This is a genomic window from Shinella sp., assembly GCF_052438155.1.
In the GTDB taxonomy this organism is placed as follows: domain Bacteria; phylum Pseudomonadota; class Alphaproteobacteria; order Rhizobiales; family Rhizobiaceae; genus Shinella.
Window position 1 is genome coordinate 386,560 of sequence record NZ_JBQVPI010000005.1, and the last position, 22,975, is coordinate 409,534.

Below are 22,975 nucleotides of genomic sequence, written 5' to 3' on the forward strand. Positions count from 1 at the left end.
ATCAACACCAATGTCTGGGCATCCTTGATGCGCAGGAAGAGTTTCCCGGCCACCTTCAGCGCCGGCGTGCCATAGGACGTGCCGGTCTCGACGCCCGGCAAATCCTCGGCAAGGCGCTGGAGGCGCGCCAGCAGCATTTGGGTCTCATCGTCCGGCATGCCAAATCCTCCCCGGTGAAACTTACACCGGGGAGGCGCCGACTACGAGGGAGGATCAGGCCGGATGGATGCAGGATTGGGATGTATTGTCGGGGGAGAGGCGCGGCGCCCGGAAGAGGCCGAAGGGCAGGTCTCCCAGCGCGCGGGCGTCCATCGTCTCGATATCGGGATGGGAGAGCGGATCGCGCATCCAGACGGGCGCGTCCGCTGCATCAGCCTCGGCCCTGAGGGCTTCGGCGAACCTGGAGAAAGTCTTGAGCATTGCCTTCTCCTTGCGGTGCGTTACCATTGTCGGTGCCTGATAATCGCGCCGAAAGGCAAATTCCGCAATCGAGTAGTTCACGACCGGATTATAGAAAAGCTATATGAAAAATCTCAATCGCATCCATCTCAACGGTCTGCGCGCGTTGGAAGCGGTAGGGCGGCTCGGCTCACTCCAGGCGGCGGCGGAAGAGCTGGGCGTCACGGTCGGCGCGGTCAGTCAGCAGATCATCAAGGCGGAGGAGCAGCTTGGCCGGGCGATCTTCGACCGCACCGCCCGCGGCCTGCAGCAGACGGCCTTCGGCACGCCGTTCCTTGCGCGCCTGTCCGCCGCCTTTCGCCAGCTTTCCGAGGCGGTCGCGACCACGCAGCGCCGCGACGATGCGATCCTGACCATTTCCGTAGCGCCGATCTTCGCCTCGCGCTGGCTCATCCACCGCATCGACCGTTTTGCCGCCGCCCATCCCGACATCAGCCTGCGCATCGAGGCGACGACGACGCTGGTCGATCTCGCGCGCTCCGATGTCGATCTCGGCATTCGCGTCGGCCCGGGCACATGGCCGGATGTCACGGCGGAGTTTTTGCTGCCGCAGGTCATGTTCCCGGTCTGCGCGCCGGCATTGGCGGAAAGAATCAAGACACCGCAGGATCTTGCCGAGCAGCCGGCGGTGGTCGATGGCAACGATGCCTTCACCTGGGAGCGCTGGCTGAAGGCGGCAGGCCTCGCCATTGCGCCGCCGAAGGCGCGGCATGTGTTTTCCGACGCCTCGCTCTGCCTGGATGCGGCGCTCGCCGGGCAGGGGGTGCTGCTCGCCTGGCCGGTGCTGGCCTCCTGGGCGCTGAAGGAGGGGCGGCTGGTCGCGCCGTTCCCCATCCGCGTGGAGACCGGCATGGGCTATTATTTCGTGACGGCCCCGGGCATGCCGGAGCCGCGCAAGGTCTCGCTCTTCAAGCGATGGCTGCGCGCGGCCATCGCCGAAGATGAGGATGGTTTTGCCGGCGCGGTCATTCCAGCTCGGTAAGCCGCGTCGCCATCATTGCCTTGAAGGCCGGGCGCGACTGGCAGGCGTCGAGCCACGCCTTGACGTTGGGCGCCGCCTCGAAAAGCTCCGGCTGGCTCATCGCATAGCGGAAAACCTCTGCAACATTGAGATCGGCAACGGTGAAGCGGTCGCCGACGACATGACCGGTCGCGGCAAGATGTCGGTCGAACCGCTTGAAACACTTTTTCAGCGCCTTGGTCGCCGCACGAATCGTCAGCCGTCCCTGTTCGGTTTCGGCGGCCCCCGTATCGAGCGCCAAAATGATCTTCACGGCGTGCGGCTCCACCTCCGTCGCCGCCCACATCGTCCATTCCAGCATCTGCGCCTCTTCCGTTACCGTCTGGCCGGCGAGCGGGCCGCCATGTTTGCGGGCGAGATAGAGGTTGATGGCGAGCGATTCCGTCATCACGAAGCCGTCGTCGTCGATGCAGGGGATAAGGCCGGTCGGATTGACGGCCAGAAAATCCGGCGACTGGGTGTTGATAGGCGCATCGGCCGCCAGCGGATCGTCGACGCGGCGCGCCTGCACGATCGGAACCGAGACGAAGGGCAGGCCAAGTTCGCCGGCGAGCCAATAGTTGCGCGACGCGCGGGAGCGATAGACGCCGTAAATGGTGAGCATGGATCCTCCAGGGGGCAAATCCGCTTTCGCCGGGACTTGCGCAAGAACAAAGAGCCGGGCCATGTTTGCCGTTAGAGAAAGACGAAACTGCCGGGCGCGGCCGCCACAATAGGGGGCGGTCGGGTGAAGTGGTAGAGCGCCGGCCTGATCGATCGATGAATTGTCGTGATGGCAGGCCCGCTTGTCGCATTGACCTTCCACCGGCATAGGTCTAAGGGCGAAATGTCCGCAAATGCGGATGGGGACGATCGATGACACGAGGCATGACACGCTGGGCCGCCTGCCTGCGCATTCTCTGCGCAGTCGCCCTGCTGTTTGTCGGTTTTGCCCACCAACCCGCCTCGGCCACGCAACCCACCGCACTCGAGCTCGTACAATACACGCTGCCGGATGGAACGCTGCCGGACCTCTGCCTCGATGGCAGCGTCGACGGCAAGACCAGGCATGTCATGCCGATCAAATGCGAGGCCTGCCGCATCGGCAGTGCCATGCTGATGCCGGCGCCGGCCGATCTCGACGGCGCCGTTCTTGCCTTCCGCCATGTCTCAGCCCTGCCGCTCGCCGAAGAGGCGCTGCATTCCAGGCGCGAGCGGCCCGGCTCGCCGCCGCGCGCGCCACCCTTCCTGTCCGTCTGATGTTTTGAGCCTGTGCGGCGGCTTGCCGTCGCGCGCCTGAAATCCAGCCTGACGGGACCTTTTGCATGTCCGTAGTTTTTGATGCGCCGGCCGCTGCCGCCGCCGAACCTTCCGCGCTTGCGCAGCGCCTCTACCGCGCCATCTGGCGCTGGCACTTCTTCGCCGGCCTTCTCGCCGTGCCCTTCATGATCAGCCTCGCCATCACCGGCGGGCTCTACCTCTTCAACGACGAGATCGACGCCAGCCTCTTCCGCTACCGCAACTATGTGACGGTCGGCAGCGCGGAACTCGCCCCCTCCGCCATCGCGGAGAAGGCGGTCAGCGCCGTGCCGGGCGCAAAATTCTCCACCTACCGCACCCCGGCCGGTACCGACCGGTCAGCGCGGGTGACGGTCTCGACGGAGGCCGGCAAGGTTCTCGTCTTCGTCGACCCCTATACGGGGAACGTACTCGACACGGTGGGCGCGGCAGAAGAATTCAACCAGGTCGTCGAGGACCTGCACAGCCTCGATTATTTCGGCACCTCCTGGGAGCGCATCATCGAAGTGGTCGCCGGTTTCGCCATCGTTCTGACGCTGACCGGCATCTATCTCTGGTGGCCGCGCAGCCAGACCGGCGGCGTCGTCAGCGTGCGCGGCACGCCGGCGCGGCGCGTCTTCTGGCGCGATCTGCATGCCGTCACCGGCATTTTCGCCAGTGTCGTCATCCTGTTCCTCGCCTTCAGCGGCCTCTTATGGTCCGGCTTCTGGGGGGCCAAGGTCAACGCGACCCTGACCGCGAACGGCATGGGCTATCCGGTCGAACTGTGGGACCGGGTGCCGCATTCCATGCTGGTGACGACGGATGTGCTGCCGAAGGCCTCCTGGCTGATGGAAAACGCCCCGGTGCCGGAATCGACCGTCCCGACCGATGGCCAGACCGCGCTGCCGCCGATCGGCCTCGACAATGCCGTGACGATCGCCAATGCCGCCGGCATGCTGCCGGGCTACGACCTGTCGCCGCCGTCAGGCGAGACCGGCGTCTACACGGCCGCGATCTTTCCGGCCGACCTGGACTACGAGCGCACGATCCACATCGACCAGTATACCGGGGAGCGCCTCGTCGATACCGCCTTTGCCGACTATCCGGCGACGGGCAAGCTGATCGAATGGGGCATCAACGTGCACAAGGGGCAGGAATGGGGACTGTTCAACCAACTCCTCATGCTGTCCACCTGTTTCGTCGTCATCGCGATGAGCGTCTCGGCCGTCGTCATGTGGTGGAAGCGCCGTCCGAAGGGCCGCATCGGCGTGCCGCCGGCGCCCCGCGAAACCCGCATCTATCTCGGCCTGTGGGCGATTGCGGCCGTCTTCGGCGTGCTGTTCCCGCTGACCGGCCTCACCATCCTCGCCATGATCGTCCTCGATCAAGGCGTCATCCGCTTCGTGCCGCCACTGCGGCGCATCTTCTCCTGATCGTAACCGAAAGGACTTTTCCATGAACCGCATTCTCGCAACCGCCCTTGCGCTGGCGCTTTCCGCCTCCGCTACCTTCGCCCATGATTTCAAGGCCGGCACCCTCGAAGTCCACCACCCGGCCTCCAAGGCGACGCTGCCCGGCCAGCCCGTCGGCGGAGGCTTCCTGACCATCACCAATACCGGTACGGACGCCGACCGGCTGGTCTCGATCACCGCGCCGGACGTTTCCGACGACGTACAGATCCACGAAATGGCGGTGGAAAACGACGTCATGAAGATGCGCCAATTGCCGGACGGCATCGAAATCCCGGCCGGCGCCAAGCTGGAACTCAAGTCCGGCGGCCTGCACATCATGTTCATGCGCATCAAGCACCCCTTCAAGGAGGGCGAAACCTTCAAGGCGACGCTGAATTTCGAAAAGGCGGGAAAACTCGACGTGGACTTCAAGATCGAAAGCGCGAAGCCCAACGCAAAGCAGGGCGAGGGCGCCTCCGGCAACCACGAGGGCCATGGCGGCTGAAAAAGCGGATGAGGGAGCGATGCGGAAGGCTGCTCCCTCATCCACCATGGCACCTCCCCGTTCGGGCAAGAAGGAGAGGTGCATGCGAAGGGGCGGTGTTTAGCCCGCCCGGTTCCGTTCGATCGTCAGGTGCGCGTAGTCGGAAGACTCCTTGGCGAGGTCGCCCGTTGTGCGTTCCTTCCAGCGGTAGCCGGCAATGGCTGCCTCCGGCGTGTCTTCGAAGATGTTGCCGGTGATGAGGGCGGATCCCGCCTCCTCGACGACCGTCACCATGCAGCCGACCGGGCTCTTGCGCACCAGGTTGCCGCTGACGACGAGGCCGCGCATGAAAGGCCCCCAGCCGAGCGCGAGACCCCATTTCGGCGCGTTCTCGATTGTGTTGCCGGAGACGACGGTGTCGGCCTCCACCGCGATGCCGAAGCCGAATCCGGCCCCGTCATGCACATAGGGGCCCTCGAGCTTGAGATTGCGCACGACATTGCCGGTGACGGTGGCGAGCCTGCCGCCCTCGTTGAAATTAACGATGAGGATGCCGTTGGCGGCCCCGTCGATCAGGTTGCCGTTGACGATCGCGCCCTCGAAGCCGAATTCCGAGTAGATCGCCGTCTCGCCGCTGTCGAGGCAGGTATTGCCTGATATCTGCACGTTCGAGCCGGCATTGGAGCGGATGGCGGAGAAGGCGCAGCCGGAGACGTGGTTGTTGGTAATCATCACGTCGTCGGCGCGAAAAATGTTGATGCCGTTGCCGTACTGGCCGGTGCCGCCCTGGGTGGCGGCGATGCGCGCGATGCGGTTGCCGGAGACGATGGTGCCGTCGCGGCCCTTCTGCCAGCGATGGATCAGGATGCCGCCATTGCCGCAATCGAAGACCTGGTTGCCGGTGACGAAGAGATCGTGGCTGTCGACGGCGTAGAGCGCGTATTCGGCGGCACCCGACAGGCGGTTGCGCTCGATGCGGCCGCCGGAGCGTTCCAGGCTGACGGCGGTCTTCGAAGAACCCTGGATCTCGCAGTTCTCGATCGTCACATTGGCGACATTGCTGAGATGCACGAGGCCCTGGACGGTATCGTCGAGCCAGCGGTTTGCCCCGTCGATGACGAGATTGGCAAGTTCCACGCGGGCAAGTCCGTCGGCGGCGAAGAGATGGCCGTCGCCGCCATAGATGATGCGGGTGGCGCCCGGCACGCCGGTGATGCGCGCATTGTCGGGCAGCGTGATGTTGGAGATGACATAATCGCCCGGCGGCAGGAAGACAGGCATGTTCTTGGCGGCCGCTTCCTTGATGAGCTTGGCGAAGGCCTTGCTCTTGCGGTCGCCGGCACCCGGCCGGATGCCGTGGGCCGAAGCATCGATACTGCCCCGTAAATCGACATCGATGATCGGCAGCCGCGGCGTCTGGGCAAGCGCCGGGGTAGCGATGCCTGCCGCGCCAAGACCCAAAGCTGAAAGAAACAACCGTCTGCTAACCATGATAACTCCTAGTCCGCCAAGGAGCAGGAACCGTGCCAGTTGCCTCTGTGCCGAAACGGAACAATTTGGGTGATGCCCGCTACGGTTGCCGATCCTGTGCCTCAAACGCCGGATTGGCGGCATTTCGTCGGTTTCCTTTAGGGTTGGATAACGACTCTAGGTGTACCGTCGGGCGTTCGGAGGAGGCCGCGACCCGCAGTGCCCTTCCTTGCCCTAGGAAATTGCAGGGGTTCATGTCGACGCACTTGTCTCACCTTGGCAATGACGACGCCGATGCGACGGCGCGTCTGATGTCCGCCAGCCAGCGCCTCATGAGCGAGGCGGCGCGGCTCTTTCCGCTGGCTGCCGCCCAGAACGAGCGCACGATCTGGCTCGAAGCCATGATCGACGAGGTGCCGGACTATCTCTACTTCAAGGACAGGAACGGCCGGTTCGTCGTCGCCAACCGGGCGATCGTCAGCGACAACCGGCGCGACGGCCTGGACAGCCTGGAAGGTCTCTCCGATTTCGATATCCACCCGGAGCCAATCGCCCGCGGTTTTTTCGAGACCGAGCAGGACATCATCCGCACCGGCCGGCCGATGCTCGACATGGAAGAGCTGATCCGCGATTCCAGGGGCAATCTCAAATGGCTGCTCACCTCGAAACTGCCGGTGCGCGACGGGGCCGGCGAGGTGATCGGCATCGTCGGCATCGCCCGCGACATTACGGAGCGCAAGCGGTCCGAGAGCCTGCATCTCGGCCAGGCGCACCTCCTCAAGATGATCGCGCTGGGCTCGCCGCTGGCCGAGGTTTTTTCCGCCCTCATCCTGTTGATCGAAGCGCATGTGCCGGATGTCACCGGCTCGATCCTGATGCTGGCGCCCGACGGCAAGCACATCGTCAATGGCGCCGCTCCGAACCTTGATCCCGCCTATTGCCAGCTGATTGAGGGCCTCGAGATTGGCCCGGCCGTGGGCTCATGCGGCACCGCCATGTGGCGCGGCGAACCGGTCATCGTGTCTGATATCGAAAGCGACCCGCTCTGGGCGGACTACAGTGCGTTCGTCCTGCCCTACGGTTTCCGCGCCTGCTGGTCCTCGCCGATCGCCTCCTACCAGGGCAAGGTACTCGGCTCCTTCGCGCTCTATTCCCGCCACCGCGGCGAGCCCTCCGCCGAATGCATGAAGCTCGTCGGCATGGCGACGCACATTGCCGGCATCGCCATCGAGCGCAAGGAGGCGGAAGACAGCATCCAGTACATGGCGCACCATGATGCGCTGACCGGCCTGCCGAACCGCAGCATGCTCGACGAGCGCGTCGCCTCTGCCATAGAGGCAGCGGACGACCGCGGCGGCACGATGACGCTCGCCTTCCTCGACCTCGACAATTTCAAGCTGGTCAATGACAGCCTCGGCCATCATGCCGGCGACGAGCTGCTGAAGATCGTCGCGGCCCGCATGCTGCGCTGCGTGCGCGCCTCTGACAGCATCGTGCGTCTCGGCGGCGACGAATTCGTCGTCCTCATCAACGGCGCGATGCGCCGGGGCGAGATGGTGGAGGACCGGTTGCGCGCCGTGCGCGAAGCGATCGCCGAGCCGGTGGAAATCGAGGGCCGCTCCTTCCAGGTCACGTGCAGCATGGGGGTGGCCGCCTATCCGGAGCACGGCCGCAATGTCATGGAACTCCTCGCCCGCGCCGATGTTGCCATGTACCGCGCCAAGGAGATCGGCCGCGACGCCATGCAGGTCTTCAGCGCGGAACTGGCCAACCGTGCCTCCGAAAAGCTGGCATTGCAGGAAGAGCTGCGCCGCGCGCTCGCCCAGCAGGAACTTTTCCTGCAATACCAGCCGCAGATGGATCTTGCGACCGGCCGCATCTTCGCCGTCGAGGCCCTCATCCGCTGGCGCCATCCCGAACGCGGTCTCGTCGGGCCGGGCGATTTCATCCCGCTGGCGGAAGAGACCGGCCTGATCGGCCCGATCGGCGACTGGACGTTGCGCGCCGCCTGCCGGCAGAACAAGGCCTGGCAGGTCTCCGGCCTGCCGCCCATCGTCGTCAGCGTCAATGTCTCGGCCCGCCAGTTCCAGGAAAAGGACTGGGTGGAGCGTGTCGCCGCCGCACTCGAGGAAAGCGGGCTTGAGGCGCGCTATCTCGAGCTGGAACTGACCGAGAGCATGATCATGCAGGATGTGCAGCAGGCGGTGGAGACCATGCACCGGCTGGAAAAGCTCGGCGTGCACCTTGCCATCGACGATTTCGGCACCGGCTATTCCAGCCTTGCTTCGCTGAAACGCTTCCCGGTCGGGCGCCTGAAGATCGACCGTTCCTTCGTGCAGGATCTGCCGGATGACGGTGACGATGCGGCAATCGCCCGTGCCGTCATTTCACTCGCCCACTCGCTCCAGCTTCGGGTGATCGCCGAAGGGGTGGAGACCCGCGAGCAGATCGACTTCCTGCGCGAAGCCGGCTGCGACGAAATCCAGGGCTACTACCTCTCCAGGCCGATCGACGCCCGCGCTCTCCAGGCGATCCTCTGCATTCCGAACCTCTAGGCCGTGAACCCCTAGAGATTGGTTGGGCGCCACTGGCCTTATGATTCTGGGTTTCAATCGTCCTGCTGTCTTAACCACGGCTGACCAACTGCGACGCGTGTTGCTGACCATCCTGGGGGAAGGCTGGCTATCTCATCAAGGTCAGGGTGGCGATTTACGACCTCTGACATAGCGACCACTAGCTCCATCGCCATGTTCGCCGGTGCCCCGTCCGTAAATCCCCATGAATGGTCATCTTCATAGTGTGTTGCGACGAGAACTGGCTGCCCCTCGATCACCGAGCGACAGGTAATGCAGGCAACGTTCGGTGCTTGATCAAACTTCCAACTCATGCCCTACCTTATCCCACCGATGTCTGATTCAGGCTCTTCATGAGCCGATATGACCTGACTGACTTCGCATGGCGCGCGATCGAGCCGCTCCTGCACAACAAACCGAGCGGAGTTCCGCGCGTCAATGACCGTCGCGTGCTGAACGGTATCTTCTGGGTGCTCCGTTCTGGCGCGCCATGGCGCGACTTGGCCTCAATACGCCTGTGGTTGCGCGCTTATGAGTCTACGGCCTAATAATTCCTGCAGTCCCGTACGTTGCTTCTTGACATTGTTATGTTGATATCAACAGTAATAAGCATGTCTGATGAAGTCCTGATTCCCTACGAAACGACGCTGTTCGTGCGTGACCATTGCCTGTGCCTGCATGCCCAGCGTGCGGCCCGCGCCCTGGCACGCCGCTTCGACGATGCGTTGCGCCCGCTCGGCCTCACCAACGGCCAGTTTTCGCTGTTGATGTCGCTGAACCGCCCCGCACCGCCGCCGATGGGACCGGTCGCGAACCTGCTCGCCATGGATCGCACCACGCTGACGGCCGCTCTCAAGCCGCTCGAACGCCGTGGCCTCGTGCGCGTCGAGGCCGACCCCCGAGACCGCCGCGGCCGTCTCCTGCGCTTGACGGAGGAGGGCCGCAGCCTGCTGACCCAGGCCTTCCCGATCTGGAAGGAAACGCACGAAAAGGTCGATGCCCAGCTTTCTGCCGTCGATATGAAGGCGCTGCGCGCCGGCATGCTGGCGATTGCCTAGCGGCCGCCGACGGTCGCCAGGAGAATGCCGGGAACGCACATGCCACCACAGGCATTCCTGTTTTCACGGTTCGCAGACTTTCGGAGATTGAAACATGGCGATCAAGCGGATGGACAATGTCGGGATCGTCGTCGAGGACCTCGATGCGACGATCGACTTCTTTTGCGAGCTCGGCCTTGAGCTCGAAGGGCGGGCCATGATCGAGGGGGAATGGGCAGGGCGTGTCACGGGACTGGGCGATCAGCATGTCGAGATCGCCATGATGCGGACGCCCGACGGCCATAGCCGGCTCGAGCTTTCCCGCTTCCTCCGGCCGGCCGTCGTCGCCGATCACCGCAACGCCCCGGTCAATGCGCTTGGCTATCTCCGCGTCATGTTCGCCGTGGACGACCTCGACGAGACGCTGGAGCGGCTTCGCCCACGCGGCGCGGCACTCGTCGGCGACGTCGTCGACTACGAAGGCGTCTATCGGCTCTGCTACATCCGTGGTCCCGAAGGGCTTCTCATCGGGCTCGCCCAGGAACTGCGCTGAAGCGCCACCGCAAACGACGCCACCCCTCTGGCAGAGCGCCGCAAAGCCGCTATCTTCTCCGTCATGAAGCCCGATCAGCTCCTCAAGCCGGCGCCCGCCGGTCTTTATTGCCCTGCCGGCGATTTCTACATCGATCCCGTCCGCCCCGTGGCGCGGGCGCTGATCACGCATGGCCACTCGGATCATGCTCGTGCCGGCCATGGCGCGGTGCTGGCGACGCGTGAGACGCTCGACATCATGGCGATCCGTTATGGCGAGGATTTCTGCGGCACCATGCAGGCGGCCGCCTTCGGCGAGCGCATCGATCTCAACGGCGTCACCGTCTCGTTTCATCCGGCGGGCCATGTGCTCGGGTCCGCGCAGATCGCGGTGGAGAAGGATGGCCTGCGCATCGTCGCCTCGGGCGACTACAAGCGCGGTGCGGACCCGACCTGCGCCGCCTACGAGCCCGTCCGCTGCGACGTCTTCATCACCGAGGCGACCTTCGGCCTGCCGGTCTTCCATCATCCGGAACCCAAGGCCGAGATGGGCAAGCTGCTCACCTCGCTGAGGCAGTTTCCCGAGCGCAGCCATCTCGTCGGCGCCTATTCGCTCGGCAAGTCGCAGCGCGTCATCCGCCTGCTGCGCGATTGCGGCTATGACGCGCCGATCTATATCCACGGCTCGCTGGCACGGCTCTGCGACTACTATGTCAGCCGCGGCATCGACCTCGGCGACCTGCGCCCCGCCACGCTGGAAAAGGGCGACCCGACGGATTTTCGAGGCGCCGTCATCGTCGGCCCGCCCTCCGCCTTTGCCGATCGTTGGGCGCGCCGCTTCAACGAACCGCTCATCGCCTTCGCCTCCGGCTGGATGATGGTGCGCCAGCGCGCCAAGCAGGGCGGCGTCGAGCTGCCGCTCGTCATTTCCGATCATTGCGACTGGCCAGAACTCACCGAAACGATCCGCGAACTGGCGCCAAGCGAGGTCTGGGTAACGCACGGCCGCGAGGAGGCGCTGGTGCGCTGGTGCGAGCTAGCCGGCGTGCCGGCCAAGCCGTTGCATCTCGTCGGCTATGAGGATGAGGGGGATTGATGCGCGAGACGTTGCACGCTCTGATGTCAAGGGTGCAAAAGCCGGATGTGCAGGGCACCCACGACGAGGCCGACGAACGCGCCGATGGGCGCGAACGTAATCGCCCCCAGTATGCCCGCAAGTTCATAGCCGCCCCAGGCGCCGAGGAACAGGCCGACTACGCTGAGGATGGTGGTGATGATGTTGTGCACTTTTCCCATGAACAAGCACGTAGGAAGCCGCGACTTTCGCTACAAGGGGGAGGGTTTTTATGAGAGCCTTCGCCACACTGCTCGACCGTCTCGTCCTCACCCCCTCGCGCAACGGCAAGCTCAAACTGCTCGCCGACTATTTTCGCGACACACCCGATCCTGACCGCGGCTACGGCCTTGCCGCGATCGCCGGCACGCTCGATCTGAAGAGCGTCAAGCCGGCGCTGCTGCGCGAACTCGTGCTGGAGCGCATGGACGAGGTGCTGTTTCGCTACTCCTACGATTATATCGGCGACCTCGCCGAGACGATCGCGCTCGTCTGGGACCAGGAGCGCAAGGAGCGCGTGCCCGACGAGGCGCAGCCACGGTTGAGCAGCGTCGTCACCCGCATGAACGCGCTCGGCCGCACCGAGGTGCGCACCGCCGTGCGCGATCTGCTCGACCGATTGGATCCCTCCGCCCGCTTCGCCTTCATCAAGCTTGCGACCGGCGGCCTGCGCATCGGTGTCTCGGCCCGCCTCGCCAAGCAGGCGCTCGCCGAATTCTCCGGCATGGATGTCACCGAGATCGAGACGCTGTGGCACGGGCTGGCCCCGCCCTACGAGCCGCTCTTCGCCTGGTTGGAAGGACGCACCGAGCGACCGGTGCTGGCAACGCCGGCGATCTTCCACTCCGTCATGCTCGCCAACCCGGTGGGCGAGGGCGACCTCGACACTCTCGACCCCGCCGATTTCGCCGCCGAATGGAAATGGGATGGCATTCGTGTGCAGATGTCGTCGGCAGGCGCGACGCGCCGGCTCTACTCCCGCTCCGGCGATGACATTTCCGCCGCCTTCCCGGATGTGCTCGACGCGATCAATTTCGAGGGCGTGGTGGACGGCGAGCTGCTCGTCGGCGGCACCGCCCGCACCAACAGCCCGACACGCACCTTTTCCGACCTCCAGCAACGCCTGAACCGCAAGACGGTCAATGCGAAGATGCTGGACGACTACCCCGCCTTCGTGCGCGCCTATGACGTGCTGTTCGACGGGGAGGCGGACGTGCGGCCGGAAACCTTCGTGGCGCGCCGCGCCCGACTAACCCATCTCATCGAGACGGCGCCGCACGACCGGTTCGACCTCTCGCCGCTCGTGCCCTTCGCCAGCTGGGAAGAACTCGAAACGATCCGCCGCGAGCCGCCGGACCCGGTGATCGAGGGCGTGATGATCAAGCGCCTCGACAGTCCCTACCAGGCCGGTCGCATGAAGGGCCCGTGGTTCAAGTGGAAGCGCGATCCCTACAATGTCGATGCCGTGATGATGTACGCCCAGCGCGGCCACGGCAAACGCTCGAGCTACTATTCCGACTTCACCTTCGGTGTGTGGACGCAAGGCCCGGACGGCGACGTGCTGGTGCCCGTCGGCAAGGCCTATTTCGGCTTCACCGATGCCGAGCTCGAAGTGCTCGACCGTTATGTGCGCAACAACACGACGGAACGCTTCGGCCCGGTGCGGGCTGTCCGAGCGGAGCCCGCCTTCGGTTTTGTGCTCGAGGTCGCCTTCGAGGGCATCAACCGCTCCACCCGCCACAAATCCGGTGTCGCGATGCGCTTTCCCCGCATCGCGCGGCTCAGACAGGACAAGCTGCCCGCCGATGCCGACCGGCTGGAAACGCTGATGGCGATGGTGGAGGCGAAGGAGGTTTGACGGTTTTTACCGCGAGCGAAACCAGGCGATGAGCTTCCACGCTGCGATTGCTGCCGATACGACGAGCACGGTGAACGAGGCAAGGGTCGTTGTGAGCAGCGTCTCGCCATAACCGGAGAAGGGGCTATTGCACTGGAAGCCGCCGAATCCGAAGGCGCAATGGCGCTGCTGTATCGTGTTGGAAACATTGAGAACGACAGTCGAAATCGCCGCCGCCGCGATGCTGATATAGGGGAATGGCCTGGCACTCATCGGCCGACCATTCCGTATCCCATGCGCATGGTCAAGGTGCCGGGCTGAGGTTTACAGCCCCAGCGCCGAGAGATCCGGGCCGATCGGCACGATGCGGTCCGGGTTGAGTGACTTGATCGAATAATAGCCGTGTTTGATGTGATCGATGCTGACCGTGTCGCGCACGCCGGGCAGGTTGAGCACGCGCTTCGTGTAGGCCGAGAGCGCCGGATAGTCGGCCAGCCGCTGGCGGTTGCACTTGAACAGGCCGTAATAGGCGGCGTCGAAACGGATGAGCGTGACGAAGAGGCGGATATCGGCCTCGGTAAAAGTGCTGCCGGTGAGGAACGGCCCGCCGGCGGCAAGGCGTGTCTCCAGCTCGTCCAGCATGGCGAAAACGCCATGGAAGGCTTCTTCATAGGCGACCTGCGTGGTGGCGAAGCCGGTGCGGTAGACGCCATTGTTGAGCGACGGGTAGATGCGCTCGTTGAGGGCGTCGATGTCGCTGCGCAGGGCTTCCGGGTAGAGATCGACGCTTTCGTCGGCCAATGCGCCAAACCCGCTGTTCAGCATGCGCACGATATCGGCGGATTCGTTGTTGACGATCGTCTTGCGTTCCTTGTCCCAGAGCACCGGCACGGTGGCGCGGCCGGTGAAGGCGGCGTCGGCGCTGGTGTAGATTTCGTGCATGTAGGTCGCGCCGTTGAGATCGTCGCGGTTGGCGCCGGGATAGTCGCCGAAACGCCAGCCCTGGTCGGACAATGCCGGCTCGACGATGGAGACGGAGATGGCGTCGTCAAGCTTCTTCAGCTTTCGGGTGATCAGCGTGCGCGACGCCCAGGGGCAGATCAGCGCGACATAGAGGTGGTAGCGGCCGGCTGCCGCGGCAAAACCGCCTTCGCCTGTCTGGCCGGCGCTGCCGTCCGGCGTCACCCAGTTGCGAAAACTCGACACCTGGCGCACGAAGCCGCCCTTGGCGTCCGTAGCCTGGACAGGCTGCCAGTCTTCCGTCCATTTGCCATTGACCAGCATCGCGTCACCTCACATCGGTTGATTGTGACCCCGACCTACCGCCCGCGCGCGAAAACGGCAATTCGCGCGGCAATTGACACAGCGTTCACAAAGAGCCGCATCCGTGCCGCCTCCTTCCCTTCTCCCCAGCGGGGAGAAGGTGCCGGCAGGCGGATGAGGGGGCGCCGAAGGCGAAAATCCAGACCCAGCATGTATCCCCCTCATCCGACCCTTCGGGCCACCTTCTCCCCGCTGGGGAGAAGGGGATAAGCACCGTCGAATTCCATGGGCCGTGATCTTTGGAACTGGCGGTACGCTCACGCCATCAGCCGGTCGATCAGCGCGGAGGCGGCATCCGCAATCACCGTGCCGGGCGGGAAGATCGCGTCGGCGCCGGCCTGTTCCAGGGCTGGAAAATCCTGTGGCGGGATGACGCCGCCGACGGCGATCAGCATGTCGCGCGCGCCGCGCTTGACGAGCGCGGCCTTCAGTTCCGGCACCAGCGTCAGGTGGCCGGCGGCAAGCGACGAAGCGCCGACGATATGCGCGCCCTCGCGGATCGCCAGCTCCGCCACCTCTTCCGGCGTCTGGAACATGGCGCCGACGATGACATTGAAGCCGAGATCGGCAAAGGCGGTGGCGATGACCTTCTGGCCGCGATCGTGACCGTCCTGCCCCATCTTGGCGACGAGGATGGAGGGCTTTTCGCGCCGGAGCTTTTCGAAGGCGGCGACCTTGTCGATAGCCGTGTTGAAGGCCCGGTCGTTGGCGCCCATCTCCTTGCGGTAGACGCCGGAAATCGTACGGATTTCCGCGACATGGCGGCCAAAGGCCTTTTCCAGCGCATAGGCGATCTCGCCCACCGTTGCCCGCGCGCGGGCGGCCTTCACCGCGAATTCCAGAAGATTGCCGTCGCCGCTTTTCGCCACGTCCGTCAGGGCATCCAGAGCGCTTTCGGCCGCCGCCGTGTCGCGCGTGCCCTTCAGCTGCTGGAGTTTCGAGAGCTGGCGGGCGCGCACCTCGGAATTGTCGACCTTCAGCACGTCCACCTCGATGTCGCGCTCCGGTCGTGAGAAATTGACGCCGACGACAGTCTGCTGGCCGCTGTCGATGCGGGCCTGCGTGCGGGCCGCGGCCTCCTCGATGCGCAGCTTCGGGATGCCCTTCTCGATGGCCTTCGCCATGCCGCCGAGCGCCTCGACCTCCTCGATATGCGAGAGCGCCCGCGCCGCGAGATCATGTGTCAGCCGCTCGACATAGGCCGAGCCGCCCCAGGGGTCGATGATGCGCGTCGTGCCGCTTTCCTTCTGCAGCAGGATCTGCGTGTTGCGGGCGATGCGGGCGGAATGGTCGGTCGGCAGCGCCAGCGCCTCGTCGAAGGAATTGGTGTGCAGCGACTGCGTATGCCCCTGCGTCGCCGCCATCGCCTCCACCATAGTGCGCATGACGTTGTTCATGGGATCCTGCGCCGTCAGCGACCAGCCGGAGGTCTGGCAATGGGTACGCAATGCCAGCGAACGGGCGTCCTTCGGGGAAAAGTTCGTCTTCATAAGGGCTGCCCAGATCAGGCGCGCGGCGCGCATCTTGGCGACTTCCATGAAGAAGTTCATGCCGATCGCCCAGAAGAACGAGAGGCGGGGTGCAAAGGTGTCGATGTCGAGCCCGGTGGCGACACCGGCGCGGGCATATTCGATACCGTCGGCGATGGTGTAGGCGAGTTCCAGGTCGGCCGTCGCCCCCGCTTCCTGCATGTGATAGCCGGAAATCGAGATGGAGTTGAACTTCGGCATGCGCCGGCTGGTATAGCTGAAGATGTCGGAGATGATCCGCATCGAGGGCTGCGGTGGGTAGATATAGGTGTTGCGGACCATGAACTCCTTCAAAATGTCGTTCTGGATGGTCCCGGACAGCTTGTCCTCGGAAACGCCCTGTTCCTCCGCCGCGACGATGAACAGGGCCATGATCGGCAGCACCGCGCCGTTCATGGTCATGGAGACGCTCATCTCGTCGAGCGGAATACCGTCGAAGAGCTGCTGCATGTCGAGAATGGAATCGATCGCCACGCCCGCCATGCCGACATCGCCTGCCACGCGTGGATGGTCGCTGTCATAGCCGCGGTGGGTGGCAAGGTCGAAGGCGACGGACAGGCCCTTCTGGCCGGAGGCGAGGTTGCGCCGGTAGAAGGCGTTCGATTCTTCCGCCGTCGAGAAGCCGGCATATTGCCGGATGGTCCAGGGCTGCTGGACATACATCGTGGGGTAGGGCCCGCGCAGATAGGGCGCCGCACCCGGCCAGGTATCGAGATAGGACAGGTCGGCCAGATCCGCCGCGCCATAGGCCCCGCTGACGGCAATGCCCTCCGGGGTGAGCCAAGCGGCCTCGCCGGTCGGGGCGGCGGGTGCGGCTGGCTTCGACCAGGTGATGGTGGAGAAGTCGGGGATCCGGCTCATGCCGCCACCTCCGCAAGATCGGCGAGAAGAACGGGCGACAGGCCCGTGTTTTGGTCGGGCGCAAGCGGCCCCAGCAGCGTGAATGCCCGCTCGTCCTTCAGCGGGAACAGCGTCGTGCCGACGATCGGCTTCAGCGAACGCTCGGTGCGCGCCGCCTCGACCATGGCCTGGATGTCACCCGAGGCGATGGCAGTCGAAAGCCCGCCCTTCTTCTCGATGCCGACAAAAATCTCCCAGGCCTTTTCCGCCAGCGCGTCGGTCAGCGCCTCGATACCACCGGCGCCCGCGGCAGGGTCGGCGACATGGGCGAGGTTGCTTTCGGTGATCAGCACGACCTGCGTGTTGCGGGCGATGCGGCGGGCGAAGGGGTCCGGTATGCCGAGCGCCAGCGTGTGCGGCAGCACGGTGATCTCGTCCGCACCCGCGGTGCCGGCGGAAAAGACGGCGATGGTGTTGCGCAGGATGTTGGTTTCCGGATCGCGTTTGGTCAGCATGCGCCAGCTCGTCTCCGCGTGGAGATGCGCAGGCTTCGGCTCCGAGATGCCGCAGGCGGCTTGCATCTTGGCGTGGATCAGCCGCGCAGCGCGGAATTTCGCGATGGTGAGGAACTGGTCCTGGTCGGCGCATAGCGACAGCGAGGTCATGGCGAAAACCGCCTCCGGTGCCATGCCGGCGACATCGAACAGGCGGAGGTTTTCGGCAAGTGCTGCCGCGACGATGGCAAGTTCCAGCGCTTCGCCGGCCCCGGCATTGTGGGCCAGCCGCCCATCGGCATTCAAAACCGTTCCGGAAAAACCAAAGCCGATCAACGTTTTGGCGAGCGCGGCGGACTCTCCTGTTTCACCGTAAGTGCCGCTAAGCGCGGAGGTGAAGGGATCGAGCCCGAAATGCACAGGCGCCTTCTCTGCGCCCGCGTCGTCCAGCGCGTGGGCGAGCGTCGTCGCCAAGGCTCGATCCGCGAAACCGGCTTCGAGACGGAGCGAAAAGGGCGCTGCGGCACGCGCGGCGGCGGTCTTGCGGAAGGCGGTTTCGCTGCCGGCCGTAATGCCCGCGCCATGGGCGGCGGCGCTGCTTTGGAATGTGAGGGCGATGCCCGTCGCACCATTTTCGAGGTCGTCGGCCATCTGGGCGCGGGCGCGAGAAAAATCCGCGTCGTCGCGGCGCTGGTTGACGGTCCAGGCGTCGCCGGCATGGGGCGTGCCGGCGTGGCTGTGGGCAAGCGGGACGGCACCGTCGCGGCGCGTGTAGATCGGCCGGATTTCGAGGCCGTCATCGCTGCGGGAGATGAGCGTCGCCTCGAAGTCAGCGCCCTTCAGCGCCTTCTCCGCCAGCTTGCGCCAGCCTGCCTCGTCGATGGGCGCAAAACCAGCGTCCTTCAAGATACTCGCGTCCATCCCGTCGCGTACTCCGTTTTCCGGCATTTCTATCCATCCGGGATACAGCGTAAAGCGCCACTTTGGTAGAGTGGCCCATCGGCGACAGCATTTTGGAAATTATGGCGCGCAAGCCTGGGGTCAGCCGCAATTGCCACAATTGGGGCAGGGTTATGGACCTAACTGGCCTTTCGTTAGTTAGTGATTCAGTCTCTCGCCCCATTCTAGGCTTCCGCCCAACGGATTTCGACGCACCCCATGACCGATACCGCGCTCTCCCGCCGCCGCTTCCTGCAGTTCTCCGGGCTCGCCATGGCGAGCGGCCTTGCCGGCTGCACCTCCTCGATGAACACGGACCGTTTCCGCGAGGAGACGCGCCCCTATTTCCGTAATCCTGCGCTGGAAGGCCGGCCCGAGATCATCGCCGATGGGCGCGGCCCGATCAGCATTTATGGTCAGACGCCGTCCGGCCTGTTGCCGGATTCGTCGCGCTTTGCCGCGATTTACGGCCAGGTTTTCGATGGCGGCTACCAGGTGCCCGCCATCCCCTACCAGCAGATCGATGCGCGCTACTATCGGCAGGAAGTCGAGAACCCGTTCGGCGAACAGCCGGGCACGATCATCGTCGATACCGGCAACCGTTTCCTCTATCTCATCCAGTCGAACGGCACCGCCATGCGCTATGGCGTGGGCATCGGCCGGCAGGGCTTTGCCTGGTCGGGCCGCGGCGTCATCCAGTGGAAGCAGGCCTGGCCGAAATGGACGCCGCCCGACGAAATGGTCGCGCGCCAGCCGGAGCTGGTGAAATATTCCGCCGCCAATGGCGGCATGCCCGGCGGCCTCAACAATCCGCTCGGCGCCCGCGCGCTCTACATCTTCCAGAACGGCCAGGACACGCTCTACCGCCTGCACGGCTCGCCGGAATGGAAGTCGATCGGCAAGGCCGTTTCCTCCGGCTGCGTGCGCATGCTCAACCAGGACGTCATGGATCTCTACGATCGCGTGAAGGGCAAGGCGCCGATCCTGGTCATCTGACCGGGTCCTAAGCCCCCAACAGGTCTGCCATGATGCGCAGATGGTCGGCCTGCAGCGGCTTTTCGAAGTAGCTCTTGACGAAGCTGTACTGCATCGCCCGCTCGCGGTCCTTGCCGAGATGGGAGCTCGTCAGCATGGCAACGACGGGGGCGTGCACCTCGAATTCCTCGGCATAGCGGTCGAGGAACTCGAACCCGTTCATCACAGGCATGTTGATGTCGAGAATGATGGCGTTTGGCGTCTCGCGGTGCAGGACGTCGAGCGCCTCGGCGCCGTCGAACGCCTTGATGATGCGGATCGACGGGTCGAATTTGCGGATCGTGTATTCGCAGATGAACTGATCGTTCTCGTCGTCGTCGACGATCAGGATCGAGTGGATCTTCATGGCAATTCCCCATCGGGCAGTTCGATGATGAACCGGCTGCCCTTATCTCTTGCTTCATAAAGCGCCGTGCCGCCGAGGGCTTCCACGCTCTTTCTCAATATGTAGAGGCCAAGGCCGCTGCCGAAAGACCGGTTCGGGTGCAGCCGTTTGAACATCTTGAACAACAAATGGCGGCTTGCGGGCGGAACGCCCAGGCCGTTGTCTTCCACCGACAGCCGCATTCTGCCGGCATAGCGGAAGGCGCGGACATCGATCGCCGGGGCGGCCTCCTTCGGATCATGATACTTGACCGCGTTGGACAGCATGTTGCCGACGATGACCTGGAATTTCGACGGCTTGCTGACGATTGTCAATTCTTCCGGCACGTGATTTTCGATGCGGATCCGCTTGAAGTCCTCAAGGTGCGACAAGGCATCGATGGATTCGGAAACCAGCGCGCGCAGGTCGATGGCCCGGTCGTCCTCGTCCATCAGCCGGTTGCGGGTGAGTATCATGATGTTCTGGATCAGGTGGTCGAGCCGGCTGAAATTCTTCTCCATGCGCCGCAGCGTCTGGCCGAGCGCGGTGAGTTCGCCTTCTTCCAGCATGTCGCGTGAAATGGTGAGCAAGCCCATGGACGAGGCGATCGGCGAGCGCAGGTCGTGTGAGGTGCGGTAGGCGAATTCCTCAAGTTCGGCATTCGCGTCGATCAGCGCCTGCTCGTTCGCCTTGCGCTCGGAAATGTCGCGCACGATGCCGCTGTAGATGATGCCGCCGCCGAGCTCCAGCCGGGCGATGGCGAGGTCCAGCGCAAAGGTCGAGCCGTCCTTGCGCCGCCCTTCCGCCTCCCGGCCGATGCCGATGACCTTCGCCACGCCGGTGCGGTGATAGTTGGCGAGGTAGCCGTCATGGGCGCTGTGATAGGGCTCCGGCATCAGCATCTTGATGTTGCGACCAGTCATTTCCGCCGGCAGGTAGCCGAAGATGCGCGTGCAGGCGGGATTGACCGAAAGAATGAAGCCGCGCTCATCGATGGTGATGATGCCATCCACGGCATTGTCGATGATCGCGCTGAGTTGGCCGCGGCTTTCCGCCAGGTCCGCCGCCATACGACGGGCGCGGCGGGAGGAGAAATAGAGATGGACGATCAACCCGCCATAGAGCGTGCCGGAAATGAGCACGAGTGAGGAGAGGGTGGAGCGCGCACTGTTGCCGTTGGTCGAGAAGGTGATGCCGAAAGCGGACTCGTAGCGCGACAGCTCGTAATAGGTCATTGCCAGCAGGATGAGATAGGTGAACAGCCCCAGAATGCCGGCGAGCGTCAGCCGGTGATAGCCGGTCGCCTCTGTGCCCACGAAGACGATAGCGATGCCGAGCGCCACAAAACAGCTGGCGCTCTGGACCGACATGCGCGTGAAGCGGATCCAGTCATGGGCGAAATCGAGCGCGATCGTGTAACCGACAAGAGCGGCGGCGGCGATGATGAAAATGGTGAAGCCCAGCGTGATCTGCGCGATGCTGTTCTTCTGCTTGAAGGCACGCAAGGCAAGCGCGCTGCTGACGAGCATGAAACAGAGCGCGGTATTGGGCGCGATGCGCCCCGGCAGGCTGGTGCCGATATCGACGAAGGGTGTGTTGAGTAGCGTGTCAATGCCCGTATCGACGCCGAACACGTGCTGGGAGAGCGCGAGCGTGCCGTAGACGAAGACCGGTGCCATCATCAAGACCGGCAGGCGCCTGTAACCGCGGGTAGTGAGAAAGAGCGCCGTTCCGATGATGGTGAAAGCGAGCGCCGCGTTGAACTTCATGCCGAAAATCGACGGATGCTGCTCCGCCAGGTCGACGGGTTTCGCCAGCCAGAGCGTCATCATGGCAACGCCCACGGCGATGCACCAAAGGCTCGCCGCGACGTTCGCCTTTTGCCAGGACCATTGCAGAGTCAACCGTGCCCCCTCGGCGGTTCCGTTCCGCCGGCGCGCACCTTAGCGGAAGGGTTGAATCACGAACAGGTCCCGTAGGGGAAGGTTACGGTAAAATCCACCCTTTCAGGCGTCGTCCTGCGCCTGGTCGGCTTCGAGCTGCTTGGTCAACATCTGGAGGTCGGCGGTCAGTGCTTGCAGGGCGTCGATCGAACAGCCCGTCGCCTTGCCGATCGCCATGCGGACGGCGACGGCGTCATGTTTCATCGCGCGGCCCTTGTCGGTGAGCGTGATGAGCACTTGGCGCTCGTCGCTTTTGTCGCGGGCGCGATGGATGTAGCCGGCGGCTTCGAGGCGCTTGAGGAGAGGCGAGAGCGTGCCGGAATCGAGCCCCAGCTTGGCGCCAAGCGCCTTTACCGTGCGCCCGTCCTCCTCCCAAAGCGTCATCAGCGCGATATATTGCGGATAGGTCAGGCCATAGGGGTCGAGCAGCGGCTTGTAGGTGCGGTTCAGCGCATGCGCGGCCGCATAGACGGCGAAACAAAGCTGCTGGTCGAGCGCCAGCATGCCCTCTGGAATCTCCGCCGTCTCGGCTTTGTCACTTTTGTCGATCATGCTGGCATTGTCGCAGAAAAACGAAAAATTGCAATTTGCAAAATCATATTGCGCACAATCTAATTTTACGATATCTATTTCCCATCATCAACAACGACAGCCAGGAAGGAACCAATCCATGCCCATTCTCTATAGAACCAAAGCCTCTGCAACCGGCGGCCGCGCTGGCCACGGCGCCACCGAAGACGGCACCGTCGATGTCACGCTCACCCTGCCGAAGGAACTCGGTGGCGACGGCGCGCCCGGCGCCAATCCGGAAAAGCTGTTTGCCGTCGGTTACTCTGCCTGCTTCCTTGGCGCGCTGAAATTCGTCGCCGGCCAGCAGAAGGTAAAGATCCCGGAAGACGCCAAGGTCACCGCAACGGTCGGCATCGGCCCGCGTGAGGATGGCGGCGGTTTCGGCCTGGAAGCCTCGCTCGAAGTCTCCGTGCCTGGCGTCGACAAGGCCGTGGTCGAAGACCTCGTCAAGAAGGCCCACGTGGTCTGCCCCTACAGCCACGCCACGCGCGGCAATCTCGACGTCAAGACGACCGTCGCCTGATCCTCCATTCGATAGAACTGAAAAGGCCGTCCGGAGTGCATCCGGGCGGCCTTTCGCATCGCGTCCGTTTGGTCGAAGCCACGCACCCGCCTTGGCTGCGTGGATTCCCAGTCCGTTGCGCCCTGTTCCATCCGGAACAGCGCGGTGGAATGCGATATGGGAAAGTCTGATCACTGGA

Annotated in this window: 22 protein-coding genes and 2 pseudogenes; 12 read left to right on the forward strand and 12 right to left on the reverse strand. The window is 64.1% G+C overall.

Annotated features, from left to right (window positions below):
• Window positions 1–158: pseudogene (locus tag ACT6VE_RS12760) on the reverse strand (MmcQ/YjbR family DNA-binding protein); the annotation flags it as partial.
• A gap of 55 nt (window positions 159–213) precedes the next feature.
• Window positions 214–420: a hypothetical protein gene (locus tag ACT6VE_RS12765; RefSeq protein ID WP_444798964.1), complete on the reverse strand. Its 207-nt coding sequence runs from the start codon at window positions 418–420 to the stop codon at window positions 214–216.
• Between the two features lie 103 nt (window positions 421–523).
• Here ACT6VE_RS12765 and ACT6VE_RS12770 point away from each other — a divergent pair, with 103 nt between their 5' ends.
• Window positions 524–1,441 carry a LysR substrate-binding domain-containing protein gene (locus tag ACT6VE_RS12770; protein WP_444798965.1) on the forward strand — a complete coding sequence of 306 codons (918 nt, stop codon included), beginning with the start codon at window positions 524–526 and terminating at the stop codon, window positions 1,439–1,441.
• On the opposite strand, the gene ACT6VE_RS12775 is transcribed toward ACT6VE_RS12770, so the two are convergent.
• On the reverse strand, window positions 1,425–2,084 hold the full coding sequence (locus tag ACT6VE_RS12775; protein ID WP_444798966.1) for a glutathione S-transferase family protein: 660 nt from the start codon (window positions 2,082–2,084) through the stop codon (window positions 1,425–1,427). The two genes, ACT6VE_RS12770 and ACT6VE_RS12775, sit on opposite strands and share 17 nt — an antisense overlap.
• 263 nt (window positions 2,085–2,347) lie before the next feature.
• On the opposite strand from ACT6VE_RS12775, the gene ACT6VE_RS12780 reads away from it, so the two are divergent.
• The 3 genes from ACT6VE_RS12780 (at window position 2,348) to ACT6VE_RS12790 (ending at window position 4,696) form a co-directional block, all read left to right on the forward strand.
• Window positions 2,348–2,719, forward strand: a complete 372-nt coding sequence (locus ACT6VE_RS12780) for a hypothetical protein (protein ID WP_444798967.1) — start codon at window positions 2,348–2,350, stop codon at window positions 2,717–2,719.
• A 65-nt stretch (window positions 2,720–2,784) separates the two neighbouring features.
• Window positions 2,785–4,173, forward strand: coding sequence for a PepSY-associated TM helix domain-containing protein (locus ACT6VE_RS12785; RefSeq protein WP_444798968.1), 1,389 nt, complete (start codon window positions 2,785–2,787; stop codon window positions 4,171–4,173).
• Window positions 4,174–4,195: 22 nt separating this feature from the next.
• Window positions 4,196–4,696 (forward strand): copper chaperone PCu(A)C, encoded by a 501-nt coding sequence (locus ACT6VE_RS12790; RefSeq protein ID WP_444798969.1) that lies wholly within the window; start codon window positions 4,196–4,198, stop codon window positions 4,694–4,696.
• 99 nt (window positions 4,697–4,795) lie between these two features.
• Here the strand turns inward: ACT6VE_RS12790 and ACT6VE_RS12795 are convergent, their stop codons facing one another.
• Window positions 4,796–6,166 (reverse strand): TIGR03808 family TAT-translocated repetitive protein, encoded by a 1,371-nt coding sequence (locus ACT6VE_RS12795; RefSeq protein WP_444798970.1) that lies wholly within the window; start codon window positions 6,164–6,166, stop codon window positions 4,796–4,798.
• A gap of 233 nt (window positions 6,167–6,399) precedes the next feature.
• Between ACT6VE_RS12795 and ACT6VE_RS12800 the strand changes: the two genes are divergently transcribed.
• The 5 genes and pseudogenes from ACT6VE_RS12800 (at window position 6,400) to ACT6VE_RS12820 (ending at window position 11,382) form a co-directional block, all read left to right on the forward strand.
• A complete protein-coding gene (locus ACT6VE_RS12800; protein ID WP_444798971.1) occupies window positions 6,400–8,700 on the forward strand; it encodes a putative bifunctional diguanylate cyclase/phosphodiesterase in 2,301 nt (766 codons plus the stop codon).
• A 371-nt stretch (window positions 8,701–9,071) separates the two neighbouring features.
• A pseudogene (locus ACT6VE_RS12805) lies at window positions 9,072–9,221 on the forward strand (transposase); the annotation flags it as partial.
• 108 nt (window positions 9,222–9,329) lie between these two features.
• Complete coding sequence (locus tag ACT6VE_RS12810) at window positions 9,330–9,776, forward strand: MarR family winged helix-turn-helix transcriptional regulator (protein ID WP_069059479.1); 447 nt, start codon at window positions 9,330–9,332, stop codon at window positions 9,774–9,776.
• Between the two features lie 94 nt (window positions 9,777–9,870).
• Window positions 9,871–10,308 (forward strand): VOC family protein, encoded by a 438-nt coding sequence (locus ACT6VE_RS12815; protein WP_444798972.1) that lies wholly within the window; start codon window positions 9,871–9,873, stop codon window positions 10,306–10,308.
• A gap of 63 nt (window positions 10,309–10,371) precedes the next feature.
• Window positions 10,372–11,382, forward strand: coding sequence for a ligase-associated DNA damage response exonuclease (locus tag ACT6VE_RS12820; protein WP_444798973.1), 1,011 nt, complete (start codon window positions 10,372–10,374; stop codon window positions 11,380–11,382).
• Between the two features lie 26 nt (window positions 11,383–11,408).
• On the opposite strand, the gene ACT6VE_RS12825 is transcribed toward ACT6VE_RS12820, so the two are convergent.
• On the reverse strand, window positions 11,409–11,582 hold the full coding sequence (locus ACT6VE_RS12825; protein WP_444798974.1) for a hypothetical protein: 174 nt from the start codon (window positions 11,580–11,582) through the stop codon (window positions 11,409–11,411).
• Between the two features lie 50 nt (window positions 11,583–11,632).
• Between ACT6VE_RS12825 and ACT6VE_RS12830 the strand changes: the two genes are divergently transcribed.
• A complete protein-coding gene (locus tag ACT6VE_RS12830) occupies window positions 11,633–13,258 on the forward strand; it encodes a cisplatin damage response ATP-dependent DNA ligase (protein WP_444798975.1) in 1,626 nt (541 codons plus the stop codon).
• Window positions 13,259–13,264: 6 nt separating this feature from the next.
• Here the strand turns inward: ACT6VE_RS12830 and ACT6VE_RS12835 are convergent, their stop codons facing one another.
• The 4 genes from ACT6VE_RS12835 to ACT6VE_RS12850 form a co-directional block, all read right to left on the reverse strand.
• Complete coding sequence (locus tag ACT6VE_RS12835) at window positions 13,265–13,510, reverse strand: hypothetical protein (protein ID WP_444798976.1); 246 nt, start codon at window positions 13,508–13,510, stop codon at window positions 13,265–13,267.
• Window positions 13,511–13,561: 51 nt separating this feature from the next.
• Window positions 13,562–14,521: a glutathione S-transferase family protein gene (locus ACT6VE_RS12840; protein ID WP_444798977.1), complete on the reverse strand. Its 960-nt coding sequence runs from the start codon at window positions 14,519–14,521 to the stop codon at window positions 13,562–13,564.
• Window positions 14,522–14,817: 296 nt separating this feature from the next.
• The gene (scpA, locus tag ACT6VE_RS12845) at window positions 14,818–16,950 is read right to left on the reverse strand and encodes a methylmalonyl-CoA mutase (RefSeq protein ID WP_444798978.1); all 2,133 of its coding nucleotides are present in this window, start codon (window positions 16,948–16,950) and stop codon (window positions 14,818–14,820) included.
• Window positions 16,947–18,344 carry a methylmalonyl-CoA mutase family protein gene (locus ACT6VE_RS12850; protein WP_444798979.1) on the reverse strand — a complete coding sequence of 466 codons (1,398 nt, stop codon included), beginning with the start codon at window positions 18,342–18,344 and terminating at the stop codon, window positions 16,947–16,949. The genes scpA and ACT6VE_RS12850 overlap by 4 nt, the downstream gene beginning before the upstream one ends.
• Window positions 18,345–18,581: 237 nt before the next feature.
• Between ACT6VE_RS12850 and ACT6VE_RS12855 the strand changes: the two genes are divergently transcribed.
• Window positions 18,582–19,358, forward strand: a complete 777-nt coding sequence (locus ACT6VE_RS12855) for a L,D-transpeptidase (RefSeq protein ID WP_444798980.1) — start codon at window positions 18,582–18,584, stop codon at window positions 19,356–19,358.
• 7 nt (window positions 19,359–19,365) lie between these two features.
• Here the strand turns inward: ACT6VE_RS12855 and ACT6VE_RS12860 are convergent, their stop codons facing one another.
• The 3 genes from ACT6VE_RS12860 to ACT6VE_RS12870 all read right to left on the reverse strand — a co-directional run bounded on the left by ACT6VE_RS12860 (window position 19,366) and on the right by ACT6VE_RS12870 (window position 22,256).
• Window positions 19,366–19,743, reverse strand: a complete 378-nt coding sequence (locus tag ACT6VE_RS12860) for a response regulator (protein WP_444798981.1) — start codon at window positions 19,741–19,743, stop codon at window positions 19,366–19,368.
• Complete coding sequence (locus tag ACT6VE_RS12865) at window positions 19,740–21,665, reverse strand: sensor histidine kinase (protein WP_444798982.1); 1,926 nt, start codon at window positions 21,663–21,665, stop codon at window positions 19,740–19,742. The genes ACT6VE_RS12860 and ACT6VE_RS12865 overlap by 4 nt, the downstream gene beginning before the upstream one ends.
• Window positions 21,666–21,767: 102 nt before the next feature.
• Window positions 21,768–22,256 (reverse strand): MarR family winged helix-turn-helix transcriptional regulator, encoded by a 489-nt coding sequence (locus ACT6VE_RS12870; protein ID WP_444798983.1) that lies wholly within the window; start codon window positions 22,254–22,256, stop codon window positions 21,768–21,770.
• A 118-nt stretch (window positions 22,257–22,374) separates the two neighbouring features.
• On the opposite strand from ACT6VE_RS12870, the gene ACT6VE_RS12875 reads away from it, so the two are divergent.
• Entirely contained in the window at window positions 22,375–22,797 is a 423-nt protein-coding gene (locus tag ACT6VE_RS12875) for an organic hydroperoxide resistance protein (protein ID WP_444798984.1), read from the forward strand.
• The last annotated feature ends 178 nt before the right edge of the window (window positions 22,798–22,975 follow it).

Bases quoted from the DNA above. Each gene is read 5' to 3' on its own strand.
- ACT6VE_RS12795 (WP_444798970.1), bottom strand. From the start codon at position 6,166: ATGGTTAGCAGACGGTTGTTTCTTTCAGCTTTGGGTCTTGGCGCGGCA.
- ACT6VE_RS12800 (WP_444798971.1), top strand. From the start codon at position 6,400: ATGTCGACGCACTTGTCTCACCTTGGCAATGACGACGCCGATGCGACG.
- ACT6VE_RS12780 (WP_444798967.1), top strand. From the start codon at position 2,348: ATGACACGCTGGGCCGCCTGCCTGCGCATTCTCTGCGCAGTCGCCCTG.
- ACT6VE_RS12825 (WP_444798974.1), bottom strand. From the start codon at position 11,582: ATGGGAAAAGTGCACAACATCATCACCACCATCCTCAGCGTAGTCGGC.
- ACT6VE_RS12855 (WP_444798980.1), top strand. From the start codon at position 18,582: ATGACCGATACCGCGCTCTCCCGCCGCCGCTTCCTGCAGTTCTCCGGG.
- ACT6VE_RS12830 (WP_444798975.1), top strand. From the start codon at position 11,633: ATGAGAGCCTTCGCCACACTGCTCGACCGTCTCGTCCTCACCCCCTCG.
- scpA (WP_444798978.1), bottom strand. From the start codon at position 16,950: ATGAGCCGGATCCCCGACTTCTCCACCATCACCTGGTCGAAGCCAGCC.
- ACT6VE_RS12810 (WP_069059479.1), top strand. From the start codon at position 9,330: ATGTCTGATGAAGTCCTGATTCCCTACGAAACGACGCTGTTCGTGCGT.
- ACT6VE_RS12875 (WP_444798984.1), top strand. From the start codon at position 22,375: ATGCCCATTCTCTATAGAACCAAAGCCTCTGCAACCGGCGGCCGCGCT.
- ACT6VE_RS12860 (WP_444798981.1), bottom strand. From the start codon at position 19,743: ATGAAGATCCACTCGATCCTGATCGTCGACGACGACGAGAACGATCAG.
- ACT6VE_RS12785 (WP_444798968.1), top strand. From the start codon at position 2,785: ATGTCCGTAGTTTTTGATGCGCCGGCCGCTGCCGCCGCCGAACCTTCC.
- ACT6VE_RS12790 (WP_444798969.1), top strand. From the start codon at position 4,196: ATGAACCGCATTCTCGCAACCGCCCTTGCGCTGGCGCTTTCCGCCTCC.
- ACT6VE_RS12835 (WP_444798976.1), bottom strand. From the start codon at position 13,510: ATGAGTGCCAGGCCATTCCCCTATATCAGCATCGCGGCGGCGGCGATT.
- ACT6VE_RS12870 (WP_444798983.1), bottom strand. From the start codon at position 22,256: ATGATCGACAAAAGTGACAAAGCCGAGACGGCGGAGATTCCAGAGGGC.
- ACT6VE_RS12775 (WP_444798966.1), bottom strand. From the start codon at position 2,084: ATGCTCACCATTTACGGCGTCTATCGCTCCCGCGCGTCGCGCAACTAT.
- ACT6VE_RS12820 (WP_444798973.1), top strand. From the start codon at position 10,372: ATGAAGCCCGATCAGCTCCTCAAGCCGGCGCCCGCCGGTCTTTATTGC.
- ACT6VE_RS12770 (WP_444798965.1), top strand. From the start codon at position 524: ATGAAAAATCTCAATCGCATCCATCTCAACGGTCTGCGCGCGTTGGAA.
- ACT6VE_RS12850 (WP_444798979.1), bottom strand. From the start codon at position 18,344: ATGGACGCGAGTATCTTGAAGGACGCTGGTTTTGCGCCCATCGACGAG.
- ACT6VE_RS12840 (WP_444798977.1), bottom strand. From the start codon at position 14,521: ATGCTGGTCAATGGCAAATGGACGGAAGACTGGCAGCCTGTCCAGGCT.
- ACT6VE_RS12815 (WP_444798972.1), top strand. From the start codon at position 9,871: ATGGCGATCAAGCGGATGGACAATGTCGGGATCGTCGTCGAGGACCTC.
- ACT6VE_RS12765 (WP_444798964.1), bottom strand. From the start codon at position 420: ATGCTCAAGACTTTCTCCAGGTTCGCCGAAGCCCTCAGGGCCGAGGCT.